Source organism: Streptomyces sp. NPDC058955 (assembly GCF_042741435.1).
In the GTDB taxonomy this organism is placed as follows: domain Bacteria; phylum Actinomycetota; class Actinomycetes; order Streptomycetales; family Streptomycetaceae; genus Streptomyces.
Window position 1 is genome coordinate 80,251 of the sequence record NZ_JBHYKM010000018.1, and the last position, 9,501, is coordinate 89,751.

Annotated in this window: 9 protein-coding genes; 2 read left to right on the top strand and 7 right to left on the bottom strand. The window is 74.1% G+C overall.

Annotated features, from left to right (window positions below; all coding sequences use genetic code 11):
* Positions 1–140: 140 nt before the first annotated feature.
* The 4 genes from ACFW1I_RS10575 to ACFW1I_RS10590 all read right to left on the bottom strand — a co-directional run bounded on the left by ACFW1I_RS10575 (position 141) and on the right by ACFW1I_RS10590 (position 4,914).
* The gene (locus ACFW1I_RS10575; RefSeq protein ID WP_384668454.1) at positions 141–1,061 is read right to left on the bottom strand and encodes an ABC transporter permease; all 921 of its coding nucleotides are present in this window, start codon (positions 1,059–1,061) and stop codon (positions 141–143) included.
* Between the two features lie 17 nt (positions 1,062–1,078).
* Positions 1,079–2,056 (bottom strand): ABC transporter permease, encoded by a 978-nt coding sequence (locus ACFW1I_RS10580; protein WP_384668457.1) that lies wholly within the window; start codon positions 2,054–2,056, stop codon positions 1,079–1,081.
* Between the two features lie 78 nt (positions 2,057–2,134).
* The gene (locus tag ACFW1I_RS10585) at positions 2,135–3,823 is read right to left on the bottom strand and encodes an ABC transporter substrate-binding protein (protein WP_384668459.1); all 1,689 of its coding nucleotides are present in this window, start codon (positions 3,821–3,823) and stop codon (positions 2,135–2,137) included.
* Positions 3,824–3,897: 74 nt separating this feature from the next.
* Positions 3,898–4,914, bottom strand: a complete 1,017-nt coding sequence (locus ACFW1I_RS10590) for a LacI family DNA-binding transcriptional regulator (protein WP_384668462.1) — start codon at positions 4,912–4,914, stop codon at positions 3,898–3,900.
* Positions 4,915–5,088: 174 nt separating this feature from the next.
* On the opposite strand from ACFW1I_RS10590, the gene ACFW1I_RS10595 reads away from it, so the two are divergent.
* Positions 5,089–5,673 carry a YdeI family protein gene (locus ACFW1I_RS10595; protein ID WP_384668464.1) on the top strand — a complete coding sequence of 195 codons (585 nt, stop codon included), beginning with the start codon at positions 5,089–5,091 and terminating at the stop codon, positions 5,671–5,673.
* A gap of 6 nt (positions 5,674–5,679) precedes the next feature.
* On the opposite strand, the gene ACFW1I_RS10600 is transcribed toward ACFW1I_RS10595, so the two are convergent.
* The 3 genes from ACFW1I_RS10600 to ACFW1I_RS10610 all read right to left on the bottom strand — a co-directional run bounded on the left by ACFW1I_RS10600 (position 5,680) and on the right by ACFW1I_RS10610 (position 9,093).
* The gene (locus ACFW1I_RS10600) at positions 5,680–6,207 is read right to left on the bottom strand and encodes a GNAT family N-acetyltransferase (protein WP_384668466.1); all 528 of its coding nucleotides are present in this window, start codon (positions 6,205–6,207) and stop codon (positions 5,680–5,682) included.
* A gap of 160 nt (positions 6,208–6,367) precedes the next feature.
* A complete protein-coding gene (locus tag ACFW1I_RS10605; RefSeq protein ID WP_384668468.1) occupies positions 6,368–7,564 on the bottom strand; it encodes a pyridoxal-phosphate dependent enzyme in 1,197 nt (398 codons plus the stop codon).
* Positions 7,561–9,093, bottom strand: coding sequence for a hypothetical protein (locus ACFW1I_RS10610; protein ID WP_384668471.1), 1,533 nt, complete (start codon positions 9,091–9,093; stop codon positions 7,561–7,563). Before ACFW1I_RS10610 ends, ACFW1I_RS10605 begins: the two co-directional genes overlap by 4 nt.
* A 183-nt stretch (positions 9,094–9,276) precedes the next feature.
* Here ACFW1I_RS10610 and ACFW1I_RS10615 point away from each other — a divergent pair.
* Positions 9,277–9,501: hypothetical protein (locus ACFW1I_RS10615; protein WP_384668474.1), on the top strand; the 225-nt coding region annotated here is incomplete at its 3' end.

The window sequence follows — 9,501 nt, forward strand, 5'->3', positions numbered from 1 at the left end:
GGTGCCCTGGGCGCGGGCGGACTCGCGGGCCGCGCCCCCGGCCACGGCGGGCCCGAAGCTCGCGCCCCCGGCGGGGGCGCCGCCGACGGTGCGGCCCTCGCTGCGGTACTCGACCGTGAGGCCTTGGACGTCGAGGACGTTCATGTGCGCTCCTTCCGGCGGGCGCGCAGCCGCGGGTTGGTGATCTCGTCGACGGCGTAGTTGACGAGGGAGAGGGCGAAGGCGACGAGGGCGATGCAGAGGCCGGAGGGGACGAAGGCCCACCAGGCGCCGGTCATCAGGGCGCCGTCGTTGCCGGCCCAGTAGAGGTTGGTGCCCCAGCTGACGACGGAGGAGTCGCCGAGGCCGAGGAACTCCAGGCCCGCCTGGGCGCCGATGCCGAAGAGGACGCAGCCGAGGACGGTGGTCATCACCACGGACGCCATGTTGGGCAGGATCTCCCGGAACATGATCCGCAGTGGCCGCTCTCCGGTGACGACGGCCGCGGCGACGAAGTCCTTGCCGCGGATGGAGGCGGCCTGGGCGCGCAGCACCCGGGCGGAGCCGGCCCAGCCGGTGACGGTGAGGACGAGGACGACGGTGGCGGTGCCGGGCGGCAGGAAGGCGGCCAGGATGACGAGCAGCGGCAGCCCGGGCAGCAGCAGGAAGACGTTGGTGACGAGGGTGAGCAGGTCGTCGACGAGCCGGCCGAGGTAGGCGGAGGCGAGGCCGACGAGGAGGGCGACGAGGGTGGCGGCGAGCCCGACGGTGAAGCCGACGAGCATCGAGGTGCGGGTGCCCCACAGGGTGAGGGCGAGGACGTCCTGGCCCTTGGCGGTGGTGCCGAGCCAGTGGGCGGCGGAGGGCGGGGTGGCGCCTGAGTCGCCGATGAGGGCGGGGTCGCCGGGGGCGAGGAGGGGGGCGAGCAGCCCGAGCAGGGCGAAGACGGCGAGGAGCAGCAGCCCGGCGCGCGCCTTGCGGTCGGCGAGGACCCGGCGGATCAGGCCGCGGCGGGGGGCCGGACGCGCGGGCGCCGGGGTGGCGGTGGGCACGGTGGCGTCCCGGGTGTCGAGGACGGACATGGTGGCGGCTCCCCTCCTCAGCGGACGCGGACGCGCGGGTCGAGGCGGACGTGGACGAGGTCGACGACGAAGTTGGCGAGCAGCACGGCGGCCGTGATGGTGAGGAAGATGCCCTGCATCAGCGGGTAGTCGAGGGCCTGGACGGAGGCGAGGAGCTGGTAGCCGATGCCGGGGTAGGCGAAGACGACCTCGGTGAGGAGGGCGCCGCCGACCATGAAGCCGAGCGCCATGCCGAAGTTGGTGACGGAGGGCAGGAGCGCGTTGCGGGCCGCGTACCGGAACATGATCCGGGACGGGCTGAGGCCCTTCGCCTCGGCCATGGTGATGTAGTCCTCGGCGGTGGTGGCGATCATCGTGTTGCGCATGCCGAGCATCCAGCCGCCGATGGAGACGAGCACGATGGTGAGGGCGGGCAGCACCAGGTGGGTGGCGACGTTGCCGAGGAAGGCGGCGTCGAGTCCGGGGACGAGGCCGGCGTCGTAGGCGTGCCGGAGCGGGAACCAGCCGAGGGTGACGCCGAAGAGGTAGAGGGCGCCCATCGCCAGCCAGAAGTAGGGGAACGAGCCGATGAAGACGAGCAGCGGCGGGAAGGCGGAGTCGAGGATCCCGCCGCGCCGCCAGGCGGCGAGCACCCCGAGGAGGTTGCCGACGACGGCGGCGATCACGAGGGCGGTGCCGCCGAGGAGGAGGGTCCAGCCGATCTGGGAGCCGATGACCTCCGAGACGGGGGTCGGGAAGCGGGAGAGGGAGATGCCGAGGTCGCCGGTGGCGACCTGGTGGAGGTAGTCGGCGTACTGGCGCCACAGGGGCCGTTCGTCGAGACCGAAGAGTTTCTGGAGCTGGGCGATCTGCTCGGGCCGCATCGTCCCCTGGGCCTGGGCGAACATGCGGGAGACGGGGTCTCCGGGCATGAAGCGCGGCAGCAGGAAGTTCAGGGTGACGGAGGCCCAGAAGGCGAGGAGATAGAAGCCCAGGTTGCGCAGGACGAGACGCACTGCTCGTTCCTCCCTGGTGAGGTGCGGGGCGGGGGCGGCCTGCCGGGCCGGGCGGGACGGGCGGCCGCCCCCGCGGGGTTACTTGCCCGTGACGGGCTGGAGGGAGGTGAGCACCAGGACGGTGGTCACGGAGCGGTTGGAGAGCGTCGCGTACGGGTTCTTCTCGGAGGGCCAGCCGGTGAAGCGGCTGTCGGTGTACGCGCCCCACTCGGGTCCGGGGAAGAGGGGGACGACGGGGGCGTCGGCGGCGAACAGCTTCTGCAGCTCGCCGGCCTTGGCCTTCTGGGTCGCGGCGTCGCCGGCGGCGAAGGCGTCGATGAGGGCGTCGGCCCTGGGGTCGCCGAAGCGGTGGTAGTTCTCGGTGGCCTTCTCGCCGACGGGCTTGACGGTGGTACGGGACATGGCGCCGCGGTAGAACTCGTACGGGGTCGCGCCGTTGCCGCTCCACACGATGCCGCTGTCGAAGGAGCCGTCCTCGTAGGAGGCGACGACGGCGGACCAGTCGGGGGACTTCACGGTGGCGGTGACGCCGACCTCGGCGAGGTTCTGCTTGATGATGTTGGCGACCGAGATCCAGTCGGAGGAGGCGGAGCCGACGGAGATGTCGAGGGCGAGCGGCTTGCCGTCCTTGCGGGTGCGCTTCCCGTCGCCGCCGGCCTTGTAGCCGGCCGCGTCGAGGGCGGTGGCGGCGGCCTTCGGGTCGTACGCGGTCCAGTCACAGGAGGCGGCGACGGCGGCGTCGCGCCAGGCGTCGTAGCCGTTCGACAGACCGGTGCAGTCGGCGGGCTCGGTGTAGCCGTTCATGGCGACCTTGGCGATCTTCTCCCGGTCCACGGCGCGGCTGAGGGCCTTGCGGAGCGCGGGGTCGTCGAAGGGGGCCTTGGCGGTGTTGAGCTGCCAGTTGATCATCGCGCCGGTGGTGGGGAACCAGTAGTGGTTCTTGTCCGGGTTCCGGGCGACGAAGGACTTCTCGATCTCGGGGATGAAGGACTGCGTCCAGTCGACCTCGCCGTTGGTGAAGGCGAGGTTGGCGCTGTCGTTGCCGGAGAAGGCGAGCATCCGGATGCCGGCGATCCGCTGCTTGGCGGGCTGCCAGTACGAGGGGTTCCTGCGGAGTTCGTACGACTGGGCCTGGAAGGCGGCGACCTGGGTGTAGGGGCCGGTGCCGACGGGGGTGGCGTTGACGTCCTTGGCAGGGTCGGCGATCTTCGACCAGATGTGCTTCGGCGTGACGAAGTGGCCGCCGATCTCGTACAGCGCGGGCGAGAACGGCTTGGAGAGGTGGAAGGTCACCTTCGCCGGGGTGTCGGCGGTGACCTTCGTGAGGTAGTCGAAGCCGCCGAGGAGCTTCTTCTGGAGCGCGAAGGTGTGGACGACGTCCTCGGCGGTGAACGGTGTGCCGTCGGACCACTTCACGCCCTCGCGGAGGGCGAAGGTGACGGACTTCCCGTCGGTCGCCCGGGTCCAGGAGGTGGCGAGCCAGGGGGTGTCCTTGCCGTCGGCCGGGTTGTGGATCATCAGCGGCTCGTAGACCGCCTCCCGGGTCATCGGGGCGGCCTTGGGCGAGTAGGGATTGAAGTTCCGGGTGAAGGTGCCCATGTCCTCGCGCGGGATCGTGAGCAGCTGCGAGCCGGAGGTGTCCTGGGCGCCGGTCGCGCCGGCGCCGCCGGAACAGCCGGTGAGCAGCAGGGCGGTCGCGGCGGCGGCCGCGAGCAGGGCGGGGCGGAACCTTCCGGAAGATCGGCCACGGACGGGGGAGGGTGTCATAATGGTGGCTCTTTCCTCTCTTCAACACACCAGACGAAGACGGGACGAGATGACTCGACGGGCCTGATTCGCGGTCAGACCGACGAGCGTTCGAGCAGCGGGCAGTCGACCGTCACCCTGCGGGTGGCGAGCGGCTGTCCCGCTGCGAGGGCGGCCAGCATCTCCACGCCCTTGGCGCCCATCTCCTCGAAGGGGAGGGCGAGCGTGGTCAGCTTGGGCCGCAGATAGGCGGCGATGAGTTCCTGGTTGTCGTAGCCCACCACGGCCACGTCGTCCGGGATCCGCAGCCTGCGTTCCTTGATGGCGTCGTACGCGCCCATCGCCATCCGGTCGTTGGCGCAGAAGAGCGCGGTGGGCCGGTCGGCGCGGTCGAGCAGTTCGCAGGCGGCGGTGTAGCCGCCGTCGGCGGTCGCGTGGCCGGAGACGACCAGCGCGGGATCGAGGGGGAGGCCGGCCTCGCGCAGCGCCCGCTCGTACCCCTCGCGGCGGCCGACGGCGGCCGGGATGGCGGGGTCGAGGTTGATCAGGCCGATGCGCTCGTGGCCGGCGTCGACGAGCCGCCGGGCGGCGCGGTGGCCGCCAGTGACCTCGTCGGGGACGACGGAGGGCAGTTCGCCCTCGGCGTCGTAGCAGTTCACCAGGACGGTGGGGACCTCGCGGGCGGCGCGCGGCAGGGTGACCGCGCGGTGCCAGGTCGTGGCGTAGAGCAGCCCCTCCACCCGCTGTTCGAGGAGCTTGTCGAGGGCGGCGGCCTCCTGGGCCGGGTCGCCCTCGCTCGCGGCGATCAGCAGGAACTTGCGGTCGAGCCAGGCGCGGTCCTGGGCGCCCTTGATGACGTCGACCGCGAAGGGGGCGGTGACGATCTCGGTGATCAGGCCGTACCACTCGCTGCGCTGGGCGGCGAGGGCGCGGGCCCCGGCGTTCGGCCGGTAGCCCAGTTCGTCGATGGCGGCGAGGATCCGGCGACGGGTCTCGTCGGGGATCGCCGCGCCGGGCCGGTCGTTCAGCACGAAGGACACGGCCGTGCGCGAGACGCCGGCCCGCCGGGCCACATCGCTCATGGTGACGCTGCGGGCATGGTTGGCCGCCACGGTGACCCCTCCCTCTGCTCTACGGCCCCCCGGCCGGAACTCATTGGTTACGCGCTTTAGTAACGCGCGTTAGTTCGACGTTGCACGCAAGTTACGGCCGACCTCCGGCCAGTGTCAATATCTTGTGCGGGTGCTACCCGGACGGGCGCGCGGACGTTCGGAAAGGTGGTCGACGTGGAGACGGTCGGTACGGACGAGGGGCTGGAGGTCCTGTCCTTCGACGACGGCGGCGAGCTGGAGGCGTGGCTCGCCGGGCACCACGGCGACTCCCCGGGCATCTGGCTGCTGCTCGGCCGCAAGGGCGGCGGCCTGCCCTCGCCGACGGCCGACGACATCCTCGACCTGACGCTCGCGTACGGCTGGATCACCGGCAAGCGCAAGGCCCGCGACGAGCGCTCGTACCTCCAGAAGATCACCCGCCGCCGGCCGCGCAGCCTCTGGTCCCAGGTCAACGTGCGCCAGGTCGAGCAGCTGCTCGCGGACGGCCGGATGCGCGAGCCGGGCCTCGCGGAGGTGCGGGCGGCGCAGGCGGACGGCCGGTGGGCGGCGGCGTACCCCTCCCAGAAGGACGCGACGGTCCCGGACGACCTGGCCGAGGCCCTCGCGGCCCGCCCGGAGGCGTCCCGCGCCTTCGAGGCGCTGGGGAAGACCGACCGCTACCTGGTGATCCTCGGCCTGTGGCAGGCCAGGACGGCGAAGACCCGCGCGGCCCGCGTGGAGCGCGCGGTGACCCGGCTGGCGGAGGGCGGCAAGCTCTAGGGCGGGTCAGGCGCGGCGGCGGTAGAGGACCTGGTGGGCGTCCCACTCCACGAAGGAGTCGGCGTGTTCCAGGCCGACGGCCTCCAGGAGGCGGCGGGAGCGGTGGTTGGCCTCCTGGGTGACGGCGACGACGCTCGGCGCGGTCTCCAGGACCCGGGCGACGGCCGCGGCCACCGCCTCGCGGGCGTACCCGCTCCCCCAGTGCTCGGGCAGGAACTGGTACGACACCTCGGTCTCGCCCCCGCGCCCTGCCGCCTCCACGGTGACGAGGCCGAGCAGCACGCCGTCCTCGGCCCGCACCACGGCGTGGCAGCCGGGCGCGCCGACGATCCGGCGCTGCCGGATCCGCACGACGGACTCGATGACCGGCCCGCCGAGGTGGCGCCGCACCTCCGGATCGGTCCAGAGCCGCGTCACGGCCGGCACGTCCGCTCTCCGCACGGGCCGCAGCTCCAGCCGCTCGGTGCGCAGCACGCCCTCGCGCGGCGACGGGGCGCCGGCGGCCGCCGGGGCGCGGGACGGAGAGACGGTCATGCCTGACATCATCGCAGGCCGGCGGGGACCGGGGCGGCGCTCCGCCGCCCGGCGGTCCGCGACGACGCTCCGGCGGGGCCCGGGCCGGGAGGGCGGGCCGGGGGGCGGGAGGGGAGGCCCTGGGGTGGAGTTCTTCCCCGTCGGGGCGTCGACCGGGCGATCAGGGCTTCAGGAGGGCCCGTACGGCGTCCCAGTCGGCGTCCATCGGCTCGACGGGCGCCCGCCCCGTCGCCACGTCCTTGTAGCCGCTGGAGGTGACCACGCAGACGACGGGACCGTCCTCGTCCGCCGGGTCCGGACCGTGGGCGCGCAGACCGGCGAGACCGGCGGCGGACGACACCTCGCACCAGATGCCCTGCGCGGCCAATTCCGCCTCAGCCGCCGCGAACTGAGCCTCCGTCACCGTGCGGGCGGCACCGCCGGTGCGCTGGACGGCCAGCACCCCGCGGTAGCTGTTCACCTCGCAGTCGATGGCGTACGCGGCGGTCGGTCCGACGGGCACGCGGGCGGCCGGGCGGCCGGACCGCAGCGCCTCGGTGAGGGCGCCCGCGGCGGCCGGCTCGACGCCGTACATCCGGGGCACGGCGTCCGTCACCCCCAGCCGGGCCAGCTCCTGGAAGCCCTTGGCCACGCCGAACAGCAACTCGCCGTAGCCGGTGGGCACATGGACGGCGGCAGGGGCCCGCCCGAGCGCGAGCGCGATCTCGTAGGCGATCGTCTTGTAGCCCTCCGGGCCGAACGGGTGCCCGGTGTGCGCGGAGTCCGTGACGCTGCTGACCGACTGGAAGCCGAGTTCGTCGACGATCCGCCCCATCAGGGGCCGGACGGAGGCGTACGGGACGGTCAGCACGGTCGCGCCGTAGGCCCTCAGGTGGGAGGCGACGGCGGGCGGCGCGTGCGGGGACGTGAACACGGCGCACGGCAGGCCCGCGCGGGCCGCGTACGCGGCGGCGGCCGCGCCGTGGTTGCCGGACGACGACACCACGATCCCCCGTGCCCCGGAGGCCACCGCGGCGCTCACCGCCACCCGGTTGAGCCGGTCCTTGTGGCTCCATGTCGGATTGCGCGACTCGTCCTTCACCCACACGCCGTCGGCCAGCTCCACCAGCGGCGTGTTCCCCTCCCCGAGCCCCGGTGCGGCCAGCGGCGGCAGCAAGGGGGCCCACCGTTCGAGGCCGTGCGCGGCGGGCTCCGCGAAGAGGTCCGCCGGCACGGCGTCGTAGTCGTAGTCCACCTCCAGCGGGTACGCGACCTCCTCGGTCGACGTCACCGGGCACCCGCCGGTCAGCGGCGGCCACAGCGGGTGGCGCACGGACGGATCGGCGAGCGACCGCTGGGCACGGGCGAGAGACGTCACGAGGAACCTTCCTGCGGGGAGTGTTCAGGGGCTGAGGGACGGGGCACGCCTGCCAGGTCCAGCAGCTCGTGGAGGCGGCGGGCGGGCAGGTTCGGGTTGGCCGCCGCGCCTTCCGCCGTCGCCGGGTCGTCGAGGAGCGCCGTGAGGGTGTCCTCGTCGCGCAGGGCCGGGGCGGCGGCCGCCGCGCGGCGCACCCGCCCGTCGGGATCGGCGAGCAGCCGTACGGGCGCCTGCTCCAGGCTCGGGTCGGCGGCGGCGAGGGCCCGGACCTCCGGATCGTCGTGGCCGAGGAGGTGCTGGAGGCCGGTGCGGGGCAGCTGGGGCAGGGTCAGCAGGTGACGGCGCTGCTCGGGGCACGCGACGAAGGTGTCGAGGACGAGCTCGGGCGGCGCCAGGGGGTGACGGCAGGCGAGCTTGTGCCGCACCTCGGGGTCGGGGTCCTCGGCCAGCCGTCCGACCAGTTCGGCGGGCAGGGCGGCGTGGCTCGCGGCGACCCGGCGGAGGATCGCGTGCTCGGACCCGGCGCACTGCGCGAACCAGCTCGCGGCGGGCTCGGCGGGCACCTCCCCGATCGGACCGTCGTGCTCCGCGCCGCCGAGCCAGTCGATGGCGTCGCGCTCGGCCCAGGTGCGCGGCAAGGGGTGCAGCACGGCCCGTGTCCGGACGGACTCGTGCGGGTCCTCGGCCAGTTCCGCCAGGAGCGCGGCGTCCACGTCGGCCCTGGCCGCCACGCGTTCCCGGACCCGCGGGTCCGGGTCGCGGGCGAGGCGGACGACGGCGGCGGACGGCGTGTGGCGGTTCTGCGCCAGCGACCACAGGTCGCGCCGGGCTGCGAGACACGCCTCGGCCACGGCGTCGGTGACGGGAAGGTGGACGAGCAGATGCGTCCGGCCGTGACAGTCCCGCTCCGGGAGGTCGGCCTCCATCGCGGCGGGGTCCGCCTCCCTCGTCCGCGCGGCGGCCGCGGCCCGCACGTCGGGATCCGGATCGGCCAGCAGGGCCGCGCGCTCCGCCGGGCCGAGCCCGTCCCACATGTTGCCCACCCCCATGCGCCGGAGCCCGGGATGGGGGTGCGCGTGGAGCCCGCGCCAGAAGGACAGCGGGATCTGTCCCGAGAAGGGCAGCTCGCCGGCGACCTCGGCCGCCGTGACCTTCCCGTCCTCCCCCGCCTCCTCCGCCGTCAGGAGGGCTTCGAGAACGGCGTCCGGCAGGGGCCGCACCTTGCGGAGGCGCGGACGGGGACCACCGGCGAGGTCGGCGCGCACGAGGCCGGAGGGGTCGCGCACCAGCCTGCCCCGCTGGGCGGGCTCGACGTGCGGGTTGCGGGCGAACGCGCGGCGGACGGCCACGTCCGGGTGCGCGACCACCGCGTCGACGACGTCCTCGGGAAGGTCCCGCTCCCGGCAGAGGGCCTCCCAGGCGGGCCGCCCGGCGGGGGCGAGCAGGCGGATCAGGACGTCGGACGGGGCGGCGGGGTTGGCGGCGACCCCCCGGAGCCAGGCATCCGGGAGGGAGGGCGAGGACGGCATCCGACCATCCTGTCAGGCTCCCGTCAGGGCGCCGATACTCCGGCCTCGACGATCGGGGGAAGAGTGGGGCGACGCACCGTCAGACGGGCCGCGGGCACGGTGACGTTCCTGGACGTACTCCGGAGCCCCGGCAGACTGTTCGACACGGTCCCGGGAGGGGACGGGGGTCGTGCCGAGGCCGACATGACGGCGCTGCGCGGGGGCGAGGCGCGCGAGGTGTCCGCGTTCGTACGGGACGGGCGGCGCTTCCGGCAGGGGTCGCTGCTCCTCGACCCCGGCGCGGAGTCCCCGGTGGTGTGGCGCCGGTTCTGGTTCCCCGGCCGGGACGGCGGGGCCGTCGCGCTGACCGGCCCGTTCCACGTCCACGGGGTGGGGGGGGGGGGCCGCCCCCCCCGGGGGGGGGGGGGG

What these genes read in the sequence shown, in the direction of transcription:
- ACFW1I_RS10575 (WP_384668454.1), bottom strand. Translation starts at nt 1,061, where the DNA reads ATGTCCGTCCTCGACACCCGGGACGCCACCGTGCCCACCGCCACCCCG.
- ACFW1I_RS10585 (WP_384668459.1), bottom strand. Translation starts at nt 3,823, where the DNA reads ATGACACCCTCCCCCGTCCGTGGCCGATCTTCCGGAAGGTTCCGCCCC.
- ACFW1I_RS10600 (WP_384668466.1), bottom strand. Translation starts at nt 6,207, where the DNA reads ATGACCGTCTCTCCGTCCCGCGCCCCGGCGGCCGCCGGCGCCCCGTCG.
- ACFW1I_RS10610 (WP_384668471.1), bottom strand. Translation starts at nt 9,093, where the DNA reads ATGCCGTCCTCGCCCTCCCTCCCGGATGCCTGGCTCCGGGGGGTCGCC.